General features: G+C 71.4%; 14 protein-coding genes. All 14 read right to left on the minus strand.

Annotation, left to right across the window (positions count from 1 at the left end; all coding sequences use genetic code 11):
• Window positions 1-28: 28 nt before the first annotated feature.
• The 14 genes from ACFYWM_RS23195 to ACFYWM_RS23260 all read right to left on the minus strand — a co-directional run bounded on the left by ACFYWM_RS23195 (window position 29) and on the right by ACFYWM_RS23260 (window position 15,350).
• On the minus strand, window positions 29-1,939 hold the full coding sequence (locus ACFYWM_RS23195) for a TIGR03960 family B12-binding radical SAM protein (protein WP_389917515.1): 1,911 nt from the start codon (window positions 1,937-1,939) through the stop codon (window positions 29-31).
• A gap of 18 nt (window positions 1,940-1,957) precedes the next feature.
• A complete protein-coding gene (locus ACFYWM_RS23200; protein ID WP_389917516.1) occupies window positions 1,958-2,854 on the minus strand; it encodes a phosphotransferase family protein in 897 nt (298 codons plus the stop codon).
• Window positions 2,851-4,284: a hypothetical protein gene (locus ACFYWM_RS23205; RefSeq protein WP_389917517.1), complete on the minus strand. Its 1,434-nt coding sequence runs from the start codon at window positions 4,282-4,284 to the stop codon at window positions 2,851-2,853. The genes ACFYWM_RS23200 and ACFYWM_RS23205 overlap by 4 nt, the downstream gene beginning before the upstream one ends.
• A 31-nt stretch (window positions 4,285-4,315) precedes the next feature.
• Window positions 4,316-4,543 (minus strand): hypothetical protein, encoded by a 228-nt coding sequence (locus ACFYWM_RS23210; protein WP_389917518.1) that lies wholly within the window; start codon window positions 4,541-4,543, stop codon window positions 4,316-4,318.
• A 143-nt stretch (window positions 4,544-4,686) separates the two neighbouring features.
• Complete coding sequence (gene rodA / locus ACFYWM_RS23215) at window positions 4,687-5,850, minus strand: rod shape-determining protein RodA (protein WP_389917519.1); 1,164 nt, start codon at window positions 5,848-5,850, stop codon at window positions 4,687-4,689.
• The gene (locus tag ACFYWM_RS23220; RefSeq protein WP_389917520.1) at window positions 5,847-6,059 is read right to left on the minus strand and encodes a hypothetical protein; all 213 of its coding nucleotides are present in this window, start codon (window positions 6,057-6,059) and stop codon (window positions 5,847-5,849) included. Before ACFYWM_RS23220 ends, rodA begins: the two co-directional genes overlap by 4 nt.
• Window positions 6,056-8,119, minus strand: a complete 2,064-nt coding sequence (gene mrdA, locus ACFYWM_RS23225) for a penicillin-binding protein 2 (protein WP_389917521.1) — start codon at window positions 8,117-8,119, stop codon at window positions 6,056-6,058. The genes ACFYWM_RS23220 and mrdA overlap by 4 nt, the downstream gene beginning before the upstream one ends.
• A gap of 97 nt (window positions 8,120-8,216) precedes the next feature.
• Window positions 8,217-8,744 carry a rod shape-determining protein MreD gene (gene mreD / locus ACFYWM_RS23230; RefSeq protein WP_389917522.1) on the minus strand — a complete coding sequence of 176 codons (528 nt, stop codon included), beginning with the start codon at window positions 8,742-8,744 and terminating at the stop codon, window positions 8,217-8,219.
• Between the two features lie 4 nt (window positions 8,745-8,748).
• Window positions 8,749-9,831, minus strand: coding sequence for a rod shape-determining protein MreC (gene mreC, locus ACFYWM_RS23235; protein WP_389917523.1), 1,083 nt, complete (start codon window positions 9,829-9,831; stop codon window positions 8,749-8,751).
• Window positions 9,831-10,862 carry a rod shape-determining protein gene (locus ACFYWM_RS23240; protein WP_389917524.1) on the minus strand — a complete coding sequence of 344 codons (1,032 nt, stop codon included), beginning with the start codon at window positions 10,860-10,862 and terminating at the stop codon, window positions 9,831-9,833. Before ACFYWM_RS23240 ends, mreC begins: the two co-directional genes overlap by 1 nt.
• Before the next feature lie 191 nt (window positions 10,863-11,053).
• Window positions 11,054-11,464 carry a nucleoside-diphosphate kinase gene (gene ndk / locus ACFYWM_RS23245; RefSeq protein ID WP_389917525.1) on the minus strand — a complete coding sequence of 137 codons (411 nt, stop codon included), beginning with the start codon at window positions 11,462-11,464 and terminating at the stop codon, window positions 11,054-11,056.
• Window positions 11,465-11,587: 123 nt separating this feature from the next.
• Window positions 11,588-13,510 (minus strand): hypothetical protein, encoded by a 1,923-nt coding sequence (locus ACFYWM_RS23250; protein WP_389917526.1) that lies wholly within the window; start codon window positions 13,508-13,510, stop codon window positions 11,588-11,590.
• 11 nt (window positions 13,511-13,521) lie between these two features.
• Window positions 13,522-13,860 (minus strand): DUF4233 domain-containing protein, encoded by a 339-nt coding sequence (locus ACFYWM_RS23255; protein ID WP_389917527.1) that lies wholly within the window; start codon window positions 13,858-13,860, stop codon window positions 13,522-13,524.
• A gap of 197 nt (window positions 13,861-14,057) precedes the next feature.
• Window positions 14,058-15,350 carry a bifunctional folylpolyglutamate synthase/dihydrofolate synthase gene (locus ACFYWM_RS23260; protein ID WP_389917528.1) on the minus strand — a complete coding sequence of 431 codons (1,293 nt, stop codon included), beginning with the start codon at window positions 15,348-15,350 and terminating at the stop codon, window positions 14,058-14,060.
• Window positions 15,351-15,710 lie beyond the last annotated feature (360 nt).

Genomic DNA, 15,710 nt, shown 5'->3' on the forward strand with positions numbered 1-15,710 from the left:
GAAAAGCGGTGCTCACGCACCGCCCACCTCAGACAACCGTCAGTGGTAGCAGCTTCTTCCCGGTGGGCCCGATCTGGATCTCGGTCCCCATCGTGGGGCAGACGCCGCAGTCGTAACACGGGGTCCAGCGGCAGTCCTCGACCTCGACGTCGTTGACCGCGTCCTGCCAGTCCTGCCAGAGCCACTCGCGGTCGAGACCGGCGTCGAGGTGGTCCCAGGGCAGGACCTCGTTCTCCTCGCGCTCGCGCGTGGTGTACCAGTCGACGTCGACGCCGACGGCCGCGGCGGCGTCCATCCAGCGCTGGTAGGAGAAGTGCTCGCTCCAGCCGTCGAACCGGCCGCCCCCCGCCCACACCTCGCGGATGACCTTCCCGACCCGGCGGTCCCCCCGGGAGAGCAGGCCCTCCACGATCGAGGGCTTGCCGTCGTGGTAGCGCAGGCCGATCGCGCGGCCGTAGTCCCTGTCGCCGCGCAGGGCGTCCTTCAGGGCCTTGAGCCTGCGGTCGACCGTCTCGTGGTCGGCCTGGCCGGCCCACTGGAACGGGGTGTGCGGCTTGGGCACGAAACCGCCGATGGAGACCGTGCAGCGCACGTCGCGCGACCCGGTCGCCTCGCGGCCCGCCTTGATGACCTTCTTGGCCAGGTCGGCGATGCCCTGGACGTCGGCGTCCTCCTCGGTGGGCAGGCCGCACATGAAGTAGAGCTTCACCTGCCGCCAGCCCTGGGTGTACGCGGTGGTGACAGTCCTGATCAGGTCTTCCTCGGTGACCATCTTGTTGATCACCTTGCGCATCCGCTCCGAGCCGCCCTCGGGGGCGAACGTCAGGCCGGAGCGGCGGCCGTTACGGGAGAACTCGTTGGCCAGGTCGATGTTGAAGGCGTCGACCCGGGTCGAGGGCAGCGACAGGGAGGTGTTGGTGCCCTCGTAGCGGTCGGCCAGCCCCTTGGCGACCTCACCGATCTCGGAGTGGTCGGCCGAGGAGAGCGACAGCAGGCCGACCTCGTTGAAACCGGACGCCTTGACGCCCGCCTCGACCATGTCGCCGATCGTGGTGATCGAGCGCTCGCGCACCGGACGGGTGATCATGCCGGCCTGGCAGAACCGGCACCCCCGGGTGCACCCGCGGAAGATCTCCACGCTGAACCGCTCGTGCACGGTCTCGGCCAGCGGGACCAGCGGCTTCTTGGGGTACGGCCACTCGTCCAGGTCCATCACGGTGTGCTTGTGGATCCGCCACGGCACGCCCGACCTGTTGGGCGCGACGCGCTGGATCCGGCCGTCGGCGTGGTAGTCGACGTCGTAGAACTTCGGCACGTAGACCCCGCCGGACTCGGCCAGCCGCATCAGCAGCCCGTCGCGCCCGCCGGGCGAGCCCTCGGCCTTCCACTCGCGGATGACCTCGGTGATCGCGATGGCGATCTGCTCCCCGTCGCCCAGCACGGCGGCGTCGAGGAAGTCGGCGATCGGCTCGGGGTTGAACGCCGCGTGACCGCCGGCCAGCACGATCGGGTCGTCCTCGCCCCGGTCGGCCGCCTCCAGCGGGATGCCCGCCAGATCCAGCGCGGTCAGCATGTTGGTGTAGCCGAGCTCGGTCGAGAAGGACAGCCCGAACACGTCGAACGCCCGTACGGGCCGGTGCGCGTCGACCGTGAACTGGGGCACGCCCTCGGAGCGCATGAGCGCCTCCAGGTCGGGCCAGACCGCGTAGGTCCGCTCGGCCAGCGTCTCCGGCAGCTCGTTGAGGATCTCGTAGAGGATCTGGACGCCCTGGTTGGGCAGGCCGACCTCGTAGGCGTCCGGATACATCAGCGCCCAGCGGACCGTGGTCTCGTCCCAGTCCTTGACGGTCGAGTTGAGCTCACCTCCGACATACTGGATCGGCTTCTGCACCTTGGGCAGGAGCACTTCCAGGCGGGGAAACAGCGACTCGACAGACATGCCGTCAAGAATATCCGCCTACAGGGGGTGCCACAGGCGGTCGTCGCCCGCTCGCAGCGAGTCGAGCCGGTGGCGCAGCTCCTCACGGGCGGTGCGATCGCGGTGCGCGTTGCGCAGCACGGCCGTGAGAGTCTGCAGTTCGCGCATGTCACGCAGCACCGGATAGCCCTCCCAGGCGGTCGCGTCGTAGCCGTAGGCCTCGCTGAAATCGGCCCGCTGGCGCTCGGTCAGACCGAACCTGCCCCCCTGGAGCGTCGGGATCAGATCGATCTCCCTGGGCCCCGCGCACACCCCGTCCCAGTCGCACAGCAGGAAACCGCCACGCGTGCGGATCAGGTTGCCCCGGTGGGCGTCCGCGTGGACGAGCCCGTACGGCAGGACGAACTCCACCCGCTCGTAGTAGGCCTCGGCCAGCGCCTCGCAGCGGCCGAGCAGCCAGTCGCGATCGTCGCCGGCCAGCGCCACACTCGCGCCGATCGCCCGGCGCACCCCGCCGAACGGATCATGGGTCGGCAGGTCGAACGGCACGGGCGGCAGGTCGTGCAGCCGTCGCAACAGCGGCCCCAGCGGCACCGGGCCGGGAGGCGGCCCGATGTGCTCCTCGTGGTGCCAGAACGTCGCCAGGAAGCCCTCCGCGACGACCGGCTGCCTGATCTCCAGCGGCCTGACGGCGGGGAAACCCTGCTCGGCGAGCCACCGGGTGACCCTGATCGAGGTCACCAGCCGGTCGTACCTGCCGGGCGTGGTCGCCTCCGTCAGCCGCACCACGACCTTCTCGCCCGCCAGGTGGTAAACAGCGTTGGCGAAATCGCGCATCAGCGTCGCGCCCCCGGTGTCGAGCCCGGTCCTCCGGCACGACTCGGCGAGCGCCACGGCGGCGCGCGGGAGGGGCGGGCCCTCCGCGGTGACGGTCATCGTCCACTTCTCCCGTCCGAGATGGCGTGTCTGGCCCGCTGCGGCAGGCCCACGGCGCAGAAACCCTCGATCTGCCCGGCCATCTGCTCCCCGCCGGGGCGCGAGGCCAGCAGCGCGCGGCTCGCGCCGAGGGTGGCGCCCAGGCTGCCGATGCGCCGGTCGGGCGGGAGCGCGAGGATCGGCGCCATGGCGCCCTCGGCCCCCGAGGTGTCGCCCTCCATCAGGTGGGCGATCGCCAGATGGGCGCTGGCCATGGCCTCACACCCGTAGGAGCGGTTCTCCGGGTCCCCCGAGGCGTACAGGGACAGCGACTCGCGCGCCGACTCGATCGCCGGGGCGGAGGCGCCGAGCTGCAGCTGGGCGACCGCCGCGTAGTAGTGCTCCTTCGCCGGGCGGAACGCGAACTCCCCGGCGATCTCGTCGTGCAGCTCGTCACCCCCGCCCTCGGCGCGGGCGCCGGCCGCCTCGCGCAGCGCTTCGGAGGCCTCCCCTCGACGCCCGAGAAGCGCGTACGAGCGGGCCCTGAGCATGTGCAGACGGGTGGCTCCCGAACCCGCGCGGACATGGGTCAGCCCCTCCTCCGCGTAACGGGCCGCGTCACCGTGGCGGCGGTCCCACAGCGCCACCGACGACTGCATGCCGCGCGCCCACCCCATCAGCGCCGCGTGCCCGGCCACCTTGCCGTACGTCCACGCGGCGCGGGCGAGGGTGTCGGCGGGGACGCGGCGGTCCATGTCCATGCTGGCGTTGGCCATCAGCCCGCACAGCGCGCCGGTGAGGAAGTACAGCTCCCTGGCCTGCCCGGGGTGGACGCGCCGCTCCAGCGCCCTGCGGGTGCGCTCCTGCAGCTCACGCATCTCCACGAAGAGCGGCAGCGGGGCCTCGGACACGTAGCGCCTGCCGACCCAGATCACCTGGGTGCGCAGCCGCTCCAGCGCCCCGGCGCCCAGCTCGCTCTCCTCGGCCCGCTCGGCGTGCGCGCCGGCCTCGTCGGCCGCCACCGTGATCATGTCGAGGACCGGCGGCGCGGGCGGCGCCGAGCGCAGCTCCTCGGGGGTGTAGTCCTGGGCGAAGCCGAGCTGCACCGGACCGGTCTGGAAGAGCCTGCACAGCAGGTCCGTGTAGTCGCGGTCGGGCCTCGACCCCGCCTCCCACTCCCGCCAGGAGCGCTCGCTGAGCCCGCGCCGCTTGATCCCCTCCCTGTCGCACATGGTGTGGAAGTGGTCGATGGCCTCCTCCACGGTCCACCCGTGGGCGAGCCTGCGGCACTTGAACCTGGTCTGCTGGGGACAGCGGACGTGGATCTCGTCCACCATCTGCTGGATGACCGCGGCGGACGGCGGCCCGGAGACACCGGCCAGCGTACGGTTGCGGATGATCGTCGCGTACGCCAGCGCGGCGCGGTCGCCGCCGCGTGAGACCGAGGTCATCGGCGCCCCCCAGGGTGCCCAGGCGCCCGCCTCACGAACCGCCGCCGCCCTGGAAGGGCACGACCGTGCCGCCGTTGCGAAGCTGCGCCTGGAACAGCTGCCCGCACAGGCTGCTCGGGGTCTCGGCGAACCACACCGCCGGCGGGCTGCCCGCCGACACCGCGGCCCAGCGCCCCTTGCTGAACACGATCCGGTAGTCGGGGAACGCGGTCCGTAACAGTTCGAGTGCCCGTTGCCGCTCGGCGAGCTCAGAGATCACGGCTCCTCCGTCATCGCGATTTCCGTCTTCGTTCCTAGAATGTTCGCTTGACGAACGCCATGCCAGTGAGAATCGGGGATTCGCGACATGCGGGCCGCTCTCATGTCGTCGCCGGAAAAAGGGCGAGACGGGCACCGAGCCGACTACTGGAACGACTGCCGGCGCATGTGGATCGCCTGGAGCAGGCCGAAGGCGATCATATTGGCGAAGGTGGCGGTACCGCCATAGGAGACGAACGGCAGCGGAAGACCGGTGATCGGCATGATCCCGACGGTCATCCCGATGTTGACGAACGACTGGAAGGCCAGCCAGCACACGATCGAACCGGCCACCAGCGTGCCGAACCGGTCCTCGCACTCGCGCGCGATCCGCACCCCGCGCAGCAGGATCACCCCGAGCAGCGCCACCACGGTGACCGAGCCGAGGAAACCGAACTCCTCTCCCGCCACCGTGAAGATGAAGTCGGTGTGCTGCTCGGGCACGAAACGCCCGGTGGTCTGGCCACCCCCGAACAGCCCCTTGCCGAACACCTCCCCCGACCCGATCGCGATCAGCGACTGGGTGCTGTTGTAGCCGACCCCGCGCGGATCGCTGGCCGGGTTGAGGAACGCGGTGAACCGGGCGATCTGGTACGGCTCCAGGACGTCGAGGAACCACGCGGCCACCCCCGCGCCGACCACGCTGAGGGTGAGCCCGGCGATCCAGCGCTTGCGGACCCCCGCCACGACGATCGTGCCCGCCGTGATCACCCCGATGACCATCGTGGTGCCCAGGTCGGGCTGCAGCATCACCAGCCCCATGGTGAACATGGACACCACCAGCGCGATCACGACGTCGAAGCCGCGCGGCCGGTCGGTGCCCCTGGCGGGCTGGGCCAGCAGCATGGCGAGCATCAGCACCAGGCCGAGCTTGGCGAACTCCGACGGCTGGAACGCGAAACCGCCGCCCAGCATGATCCACGAGTGGGCGCCGTTCACGGTGCTGCCGAGCGGCGTGATCACCAGGATCAGCCCCACCAGCGTCGCGCCGTAGATCAGCGGCGTGAAGGCCCGCAGCGACCGGTGGTCCACCACCGAGGCCGTACCCGCCAGCACGGAACCGATGACGAGGTTGAGGATGTGCTTCTTGACCAGTCCCGTGGAACCGGCCGCCCAGGTCCTGGTCGACGACCAGACCAGCATCGTGCCGATCACCGCCAGCGCGGCGACGGCGACCAGCATCAGCCCGTCCATCCGGCCCACCGTGGAGGCGACCGCCACCGTCCGGCCCGCCAGGGACGACCTCGGCTGCGCGGCCGCCCGGTTCACACCGCCTCCCCGGCGGACGTCACCACCGGCGCCCTCACGAGCCCCGGCGCGGACGTCGAGGCGAACCCCGTCGCGGACATCGGGACGGGCACGCTCACGGGCACCCGCGCGAACGCCCCCTCCGGCACGGCCACGGCCACGGGCGCAACCCGCACCACCGGCGTCGTCGACATCGGCGGCATCGGCATCGGCATCGTCGAAGTCGTCACCGCGACACCGTCCCGTCCTTGGCGATCACCGGGAGCGCCCTCGCCGGGCGCCCCTCCGGCAGGACCGAGGCGGACGGCTTCCCGTCGGGCTTGAAGCCGTAGATGCCCTCGTAGATCTTCCGTACCGCCGGAGCCGCGGTCTGCCCGCCCATCCCGCCCTGCGACACCATCGCGACGATCACGAACCGCGGCTTGTCCGTCGGCGCGAACGAGGCGAACCAGGAGGTGTCGGCCTTGCCGTAGACCTCGGCGGTGCCGGTCTTCCCACCGATCTTGACCTTGTCCATGGGGAACCCCGAGAAGGCCCCCGCCGCGGTGCCGTCGGAGGCGACCTCGCTCAGCGCCCCCTTGATGTAGGCCCGCTCCTCCCGCGTGATCGGCAGTTTCCCCACCACCGGCACCTTGATCTCCTTGACCTTGGTGCCGTCGGGACGCACCAGCGCCCAGCCCACCCGGGGACTGCGCAGCCTGCCGTCCCCGACCAGCGCCGCGTACGCCGCCGCCAGCTGCAGCGGCGTCACCAGCACGTCACCCTGCCCGATGGAGAAGTTGGCGGCGTCACCCGGCCGCCACTGGAACCCTTCCAGGCAGTTCTCGTACGCCAGCCGCTTGAGGAAGGCGGCCCTGCTGGGACTGCTTTTGGCCACCTCCGGATAGCCCGACTTGGCCCGCTTGCAGTTGTCGTCCTTGGTCACCGCCCAGAGCGCCTTCTTCCACGCCCGGTCGGGGATCCTGCCCGGCGACTCGCCCGGCAGGTCGATGCCCGTGGGACGGCCGAACCCGTAGGCGCGCGCCATGGTCGCCATCGGCTCTTTCGGCCTGCCCTTGGGATTGAGCCCCCCGTCGCGCAGCCACTGCTCGTACGCCGCCCGGTAGAAGATCGTGTCGCACGACTTCACCAGCGCCATGTGCAGGTTGAGGACGCCCAGCCCGATGCCGCGGAAGTTGTTGAACGGCCGGTCGCCCACCATGAAGGACCCCGGGCAGTCGTACTTGCCGTGCAGCGGGTAGCCGTCCCTGAGCATCGCCGACACCGACGAAACCTTGAACGTCGAACCGGGCGCGAACTCGCCCTTGATCGCCCGCGACACCAGCGGCTTGCCGGTCTTGCCCGACAGCAGGCGCTGGTACTCCGCCTCGGAGATCCCCCCGCTCCAGACCGCCGGATCGTACGTCGGCGCGCTGGCCAGCGCGATCACCCGGCTCGTCCTCGCGTCCAGCACCACCGCCGCCGCCCCGTCGGCCTTGGGCGCGCCCTTCATCGCCTCGGCCAGCGCCTTCTCCGCCAGGGTCTGCACCCTGGCGTCGATGCTGGTGATGAGCGTGTCGCCCGGGATCGGCGGCACGTGCCGCTCCACCCCGATGACCTTGCCCAGCCGGTCGACCTGCACCCGCCGCATCCCCGGCGTCCCCCGCAGCGGCACGTCGTAGACCGACTCCAGGCCGTCCCTGCCCACCAGGTCGACCCCGGAGAACGCCGCCCTGAGCCCGTCGCGCCGGTCCAGCTCCTCCTGCGTGATCGGCTGCAGGTAACCGAGCGCCTGCGCGCCCGCCCCCTTGCGCGGATACTCCCGCACGGCCTGCACCTCGGCCGTGACCCCGGGGAACTCCTCCTGCCGCTCCAGGATCTGCAGGGCCTCGCGCGTGGTGACGTCGACGTCGATGGGGATCGGCTGGTACGGCGACCCCGGCCAGCAGGGACGGGCCACCCCGGGCCCGCACGCCCTGATCCGCTCCCGCAGCTCGGTGGGACGGCGCCCGAGCACCTCGGCCAGCCTCTGGATCACCTCCTGGCCGTTGCCCGCCATCCGGTTCAGGCGCGTACGGTCGACCGAGACCACCAGCGTGGTCCGGTTGCGCACCAGCGGACGGCCCGTCGCGTCGAGAATCTGCCCGCGCACCGCCGGGACGACGACGTCACGCGTGCGCGTCTCGGTAGCGGCCTCCACGTACTCCGTGCCACGCACCACCTGCACCTGCCAGAGCCGTACGGCGAGCAGCGCCAGCATCGACACCACCAGCACCTGCACCACGACCAGCCGCCCCCGCATCAGGCCCATACCCCGTCCTCCCCACGCACCCGGCCGGAACCCCCGGCCCACGACCCGCCCGACCCCCTCCCGGACCCCCACGGCGTACGAGGTCGCGTACGTGACCTCATGGGCGGCTCCGCATGATGTGCCGGGGCACCTGGACCGGACGCGGCTCCGGCCCCCGGACGACCCGCCGCACCATCCACACCACGGGCGGCGCGGCCAGCAGGTTGTACGCCATCGCCTGCGGCAGCACCGTCGTCAGCATGGACAGCCCGGTCCGCGGATCCCCCACCAGGGCGCCGGTCACCAGGGCCACCACGGGACCGGCGACCGCGCAGGCCATCGCCGCGAGCGGCGCCGCGCCCGGCCGGCTCTCCACCGCGCGTCCCGCCAGGAAGCCCATGAGGCAGAACACGAGCGCGTTGTGCCCGAGCAGGTGCGCCGCCGGCGGCAGCAGGTCGCTGACGAGGCCGGCGGCGAAGCCCATGACGGCCCCCTCGGCGGCCCCGCGCGCCAGCGCGTACCCCAGCACGGCGAGCAGCACCAGATCCGGCGCGGCGTGCCCGGGCAGTGGCAGCCTGTTCACGACGGTCACCTGGACGACCATGATCCCCAGGAGCAGCAGCACGAAGGCCGCGGTGCGGCCCATCCCGTCAGGCCCCCTCTCTCCGGCCGCGAGAAGCCTCCGCCTCGCGCGGGCCGGGACCGGGCGAGGCCGGCGCCGACCGCTCAGGCGTCGAGACCTCCCTCTCACGCGGACCGGCCGGGTCCTCCGCCTCGTCCCGCGAGCCCGTCGTGGCCTCCTCGTCGCGCGGGCCCGTCGAGTCCTCCGCCTCGTCACGCGAGCCCGTCGAGGCCTTCGCCTCGCGCGGGCCGGGCGGGAGCAGCGCGTCACGCGGATCGCGGTGCGGCGCCCGCACCACCACGCCGACCACGTCCAGCGCCGTGAGATCGGCGGACGGCCGCGCGTACGCGATGCGGGTGAGCTCACCCGGCGTGGCCTCCACCCGCTCCACCACCCCGATCGGCACTCCCGCCACGTACGGCGCGCCGCGCTGGGAGCCGAAACTCACGATGCGATGGCCCGGCGTGATCGGCGCGGTCGAGTCGAGCAGCCGGAAGCGGACCAGGCGGCCGTTCTCCCCCACGCCGTGCACCACCCCGATCTCGTTGCTGCCCTCCAGCCGGGCCCCGGCCGCCGAGGCGGGATCGCTGAGCAGGACCACCGTCGAGGTGGACGGCCCCACCTGGACCACCCTGCCGACCAGGCCGTCGGCGTTCAGCACGGTCATCTCCGGGCGCACCCCGTCGTCGCGCCCCACGTCGAGCTCGACGGCCTCCTCGAACCCCGGGGCGCCGCGCCGGGCGATCACCTGGGTGGGCAGGATCCGGTATCCGCCGGTCCCCGCGACCCCGAGCAGCCTGCGAAGCTCCCGGGAGCGCCCCCGGTCGAGGCTCTGCGCCGCCAGGTCGTGCCTGAGCCGCTGGTTCTCCGCGCGCAGCCTCTCGATGCGGGCGCGCGCCGAGGGAGCCTCCGCCATCGTCTCGAAGAACTCGCCGACCGGCCGCACGAGCCCCGCCCCCGCGCTCTCCGCGGCGCCGAACAGCGTCGTGCCGGCCGTCCTGAGCGGACCGAACGGCGACTCCGTGACCGAACGGTGGTCGATGGTCACGAGCACGAGCGCGGCGGCCAGCAGCAGCCCCAGGTTGACCCGTGCCCGGCGGGTGTCCTTCATCAGTGCCGCGGCTCGGGGACCAGGACCTGCTGCAGGGCGTCGAAGTCCTCGACGCACTTGCCCGAGCCGAGCGCGACGGAGTCGAGGGCGTTGTCGACGAGGTGGATCGGCATACCGGTCTCGGCCTTCAGCCGCTCGTCCATGCCCTTGAGGAGCGCCCCGCCCCCGGTGAGGGCGATCCCGCGGTCCATCAGGTCCCCGGAGAGCTCGGGCGGGCACTTGTCGAGCGTGGTCTTGACCGTGTCGACGATCACGTTCAACGGCTCCTCGATGGCCTTGCGGACCTCCGCGGCCGACACCACGATCGTCTTGGGCAGGCCGCTGACCAGGTCGCGGCCCCGTATCTCGGCGTGGCTCTCCTCCGGGAGCACGCACGCGGAGCCGATGGCCATCTTGATCTCCTCGGAGGTGCGCTCGCCGAGCATGAGCGAGTGTTCCTTCTTGGCGAAGGCGATGATCGCCTGGTCGAGCTCGTCGCCGCCCACCCTGATCGACTGGCTGGTGACCACTCCGCCCATCGAGATGATCGCCACCTCGGTGGTGCCACCGCCTATGTCGATCACCATGTTGCCGGTGGGCTCGTGCACCGGGAGCCCGGCGCCGATCGCGGCGGCCATGGGCTCCTCGACGATGTAGACCCTGCGCGCGCCCGCCTGGTAACCGGCTTCCTTGACCGCCCGCTGCTCGACCCCGGTGATCCCGCTCGGGACGGCGATGATGATGCGCGGCTTGGCGAAGTGGCGGCGCTTGTGCACCCGCTGGATGAAATAGCGCAGCATGCGCTCGGTGACGTCGAAGTCGGCGATCACGCCGTCCTTGAGCGGGCGGATGGCCACGATGTTGCCGGGAGTGCGGCCTATCATCCGCTTGGCCTCGATGCCAACAGCCACGATCTTCCCCGTCGCGGTGTTGATCGCCACGACGGACGGCTCGTTGAGCACGATCCCGCGGCCCCGTACGTACACGAGGGTGTTCGCGGTGCCGAGGTCGACCGCCATGTCACGGCCCAGAAAAGCAAGATTGCTGCCCATGGGGAAGGCCGGCCTCCTTCCGTCAGGTCGTCGGCGAAAACTACGGAACGCACTCGAATCGTAACGTGACGTACCCACCATTGAGCGCAATGAGGCGGCCTGCCGCAGCAAAATCTTGGGTTGGCCGAACACACCGGGCCCCGCCGCCCACAAGGACGGCAGGGCCCGGCAAACGCGGCGAAAGCGTGCGCCTAGAAGCGATCCGGGAAGAAGATCTTGATCTCCCTCGCGGCGGACTCGGGAGAGTCGGAGCCGTGGACGACGTTCTCACCGATCTCCAGGGCGTGGTCGCCGCGGATGGTGCCGGGGGCGGACTTGACGGGGTCGGTGAGGCCGGCGAGACCGCGGAAGGCCTCGATGGCGCGCGGCCCCTCGAGCACCAGCGCGACCAGCGGGCCGGAGGTGATGAAGTCCACCAGCTCGCCGAAGAACGGCCGCTCGGAGTGCTCGGCGTAGTGCGTCTTGGCGGTGTCGACGTCCAGGGTGCGCAGCTCCAGCGCCACGACCTTCAGACCCTTGCGCTCGACACGGGCGATCACGTCGCCGATGAGGCCACGTGCCACACCATCGGGCTTGATCAGGACAAGGGTGCGCTCGGACACTGAAGTTCTCCTTTGAACATGTATGGGTCGCGGACTGCGGTGATCGCGCGAAGTTTACCGTCCTTCACGGTTGCGACCCCTCCTAGGGCCGATGAGGACCGCGATTCCCCGTGGTCGGCGAGGTCACTGGAGGGCGGGCCCGCCTCCCGGGCCGTCCTCGGGCGAGGGCGCGGGCGGCGGCACCACCACGGGCGGCGCGACGACCTTCTCCGGCTCGGTCTCCGTCTCCGGCTCAGGGTCGCGTTCGGGAACGCGGTCGGGCTCGTGCCGGGGCCTGGGCCACCCGCCCGTACCCGCCCCGTGCCCGCCCCCGGTGACGGTCATGGACTCGCTCTCCGCCCTGGACCCGGCCTCGGGATCCGGACGGGCCTGCGGCGGTGACGCGGCCTCGGCCTCGGAGCGCGGCCGTACCACCGCGTGTCTCACCTGCCCGTCCCGTTCCGGATGCCCGGTCTGCCCGGCGGGCTTCGAGGACCCGGCATTCCTGGGAGGACCTGATGCCGTGGCGGCCGGCCACGCGCCACCGGCGAGATCCGCCTCCCCCGCCGGGGAGGGCACCAGCCCGGAGGCGGACCCCGCGCCGGGCGAGGCACCGGCCGTACCGCCCGGGGTGACCCTCGTATCCCCGGTGTCCCGCGCGCCCGCCGAGGCGCCGGGCAGGAAGCGGGCCAGGACGGCGCCGAGCACGATCACCACGAGCACCAGGCCGCCCCCGATCAGCGCCCACAGGTGCAGGGCGTCCACGAACCCGTCGACCAGCGCCTGCGGGCTCGTCGCCTCCTCCAGCCGGGTGACCTGGACGCCGCTGCCCAGCAGGAATCCCACGAGCACCGCGGGGAAGAACAGCGACAGCGCCATGAGCGCCGCCCCCTCGCCGCAGGAGCGCAGCGCGCCGGTGAGCGCCACCGAGGCTCCACCCGCGAGCAGCGCGAACGGAAGGATCAGCGGAAGCCCGCCGGGGGCGGGAAGGAACAGCCGTACGGCACACAGCCCCGCGACCATCACCACGAGCCCTCCCGCGGTGACCACGGGCATGGCCGCGTGCCCCAACCGGTTCGCCGGCACGGCGGACAGCAGACCCACCAGCGCGGCGATCGCGAAGGCCGGCCACAGGCCGGACAGGCCGGGACCTCCCAGCCCGCCGAGTTCCACGTAGGTGATCTGCGCGGCGGTCGGCAGGGCGACGACGCCGACCGCGACCATCGCGTACGCGGGCGCCCGGCCGGCGGCCCCCTTGGAGGCGCCGAACGAGGCCAGGGCCAGCAGGGCGAGGACGGACACCAGCGCCGCACGGATCACCAGGCTCGGCGACCAGTCGAACGTGCTGCCCAGGGCGAGGGCCGCGACCCCCACGGCGGGCACGACCGCCCACAGCGTGCGCCCGCGCTCCGCGACGACCCGCGCCGGACCGCCGCTCTCGCCCTCCTTCAGCCACAGCACCAGGTAGAGCGCGGCGAGCACGAGCGCGACCCCGGTGAGCATCGGGTACGGCTGGAGGGTGACGCGCCAGGAGTCGACCTGGTCGAGGGGCCACAGGGCGAGCGCCTGGGCGGCCAGGAGGCTCGCCGTCAACGCCGCCGCCCACACGGCCCGCAGGAGCACCGAACGCCCCCACACGGCCATCAAGGTGGCCGGTACCAGCAGGCCCGCACCGATCCCGTGCAGGACCCGCAGGACCCCCACCAGCGCCGTCGACCCGGCGTACCCGCCGGCGGCGTCGGCGAGGGCGAGCAGGGTCAGCCCCGCGACCATCATCGGGGCCGCCCTCGTCCGGTGCACGGCCACCGCCGCCACCGGCACGGTCAGGACCATCGCGGGAAGCGCCAGCCCGTGCGCCCTGATCATCGCTATCTGCGAGATCTCCGGCGGCAGGAGGGCGGCGACCACCGAGATGGTGTTGGGGATGGCGACGATCGCCAGCGGCAGCACTACCGCGACGAGCAGTCCGAGGACGACGTCGAGCATCAGGGAGACACGGAGTGCGCGCACCAGGCCCGTGGGCCCGGTGGACACCGCCCGAGTCGGTTGGATGGGAGGGACGGCCATGTTGGCCGACTTTAGCGAGAAGTCACGCCCTCGACACGGCGAGCGACGAATATCGCTGTGATCCACAGCGCGGCGAAGACCACACCGAGGAGATACATGGTCGGGACCATGAGGCCGGACGCGATGGCGAGCACCTGGATCACGCTCCCCGCGATGTAGGCGAAAGGCCGTTTGAGCAGGCCGATCACCACCACGCAGAGGAACGCCAGGCCAAGACCGACGGTGGCCGCGACGGCCGGTTCGATCCCCTGGACGTTGATCGCGACCGGCGTGAACAGGCCGACGACTATGGCCTCCATGCCGAGCACGCTGGCGCAGAGACGCCTCATCCCCGGAGTGACCGTGATCATTTTTCGCTCCTCCAGAGTCGCCTCGGCCGCGCCCCGCCTGCCGTACCCGGCCGGCTCATCCCGGCTTGTCCGCTCACTGCGTTTCGTTCACTCACCGCGGCCGGCCCGCCCGGCACGTCGCCGCTGCCCGGCCCGTTCCGCCCGCGTACCGTGTCTCGTCCGCTCATCGTCTCGTCCACCCACCGCGTCTTGCCCGCTCACTGTGCCTCGTCCGCCCTGAGCAGGAGCCGGGCGTCACCGGCGGTCACCACCGACCCGGTGATCAGCACCCCGGCCCCGCTGAACTCGCCCAGGGCGTCGACCAGGCCGATCGCCCGGTCGATCGCACTGTCCAGCCTCTCGACCTGGTACACACGGTCGAGCCCGAAGATCTCCTCGGCCAGCGCGGCGAGATCGTCCACGTCCATGGACCTCGGCGAGGAGTTCCTGGTCACCACGATCTCGTCCATCATCGGTTCCAGCAGCTCCAGGATGCCCTGGACGTCCTTGTCCTCGAACACCGCCACCACGCCGATGAGCTTCGCGAAGTCGAAGGACTCCTGTACGGCGTCCAGGGTGGCCCTTATCCCCGCGGGATTGTGCGCGGCGTCGACGACCACCGTGGGCCCCCGGCGAACCACCTCGAGCCTGCCGGGCGAGCGCACCTGCGAGAACGCCTGCCGCACCAGCTCCTCGTCGAGAGGCTCGTCCCCGCCGGTCAGCGCCTCCGCAGCGGCCAGCGCGCAGGCGGCGTTGCTCGCCTGATGAGCGCCGTACAGGGGGAGCAGGACATCCTCGTACGTCCCCTTGAGCCCCTTGAGCCGGAGCAGCTGCCCGCCGATGGCGAGCTCCCTGCTCAGCACCCCGAACTCCAGCCCCTCACGCGCCACGGTGGCACCGGTGTCGGCCGCCTGCCTCATCAGCACCGAGGCCGCGGGCAGCTCCTGCTGCGCGAGCACCGCGGTCGCCCCGGGCTTGATGATGCCGGCCTTCTCACCGGCGATCGTCTCGACGTCGGGCCCGAGGTATTCGACGTGGTCGAGGGAGATGGGCGTGATGACCGCCACGACACCGTCGGCGACGTTGGTGGCGTCGGTGATGCCCCCCATACCGGTCTCGATGACCGCGACGTCCACCGGAGCGTCGGCGAAGGCGGCGAACGCCATCGCGGTGAGAGTCTCGAAGAAGGAGAGCCGCCGCCCCTGGGCGTCGACCATCTCCAGGTAGGGCGCGATGTCCTCGTACACCTCGACGAAGCGCTCCTCGCTGAGCGGGACACCGTCCACGCTGATGCGCTCGCGCATGGAGACGAGGTGAGGGCTGGTGAACCGGCCGACCCGCAGGTTGCGCTCGCGCAGGAGTGCTTCGATCATCCGGGTCGTACTCGACTTGCCGTTCGTACCGGCCACGTGCACGACGGGATAGGAGTGCTGCGGAGAGCCGAGCAGATCCACGAGCGCGGCGATCCTGTCGAGGCTGGGCTCGAAGTTCCACTCGACGCCACGTTGCATGATCGCTTGTTCAACAGCTCGATAGTCCACGTATCCACCCTACTGACGTCCCGGGCGGGTCCCGGACGGGGCCGTAAAGGCTGGTACAACGCGGACCCCGCACCCCATAAAACTCCACAGGACGGGATTCCCAGACACGGCGGCCATACCGAGACGGAGGCCACGAAAGACGAAACTCACAAGACGGGAAAGCCGTCTTCGACCCCAAAAGGATCTACATCGGCCGACAAACCGAAAGATCGCGAGGACCCTCGCGAAATGTCGCCAGAAAAGGGCCCGTGAAAGCACGAAGGCCCCCACCAACGGTGAGGGCCCTACGTGAAACGATTGTCCGGCGGTGACCTACTCTCCCACACCGTC

Source organism: Streptosporangium sp. NPDC002721, from assembly GCF_042888905.1.
In the GTDB taxonomy this organism is placed as follows: domain Bacteria; phylum Actinomycetota; class Actinomycetes; order Streptosporangiales; family Streptosporangiaceae; genus Streptosporangium.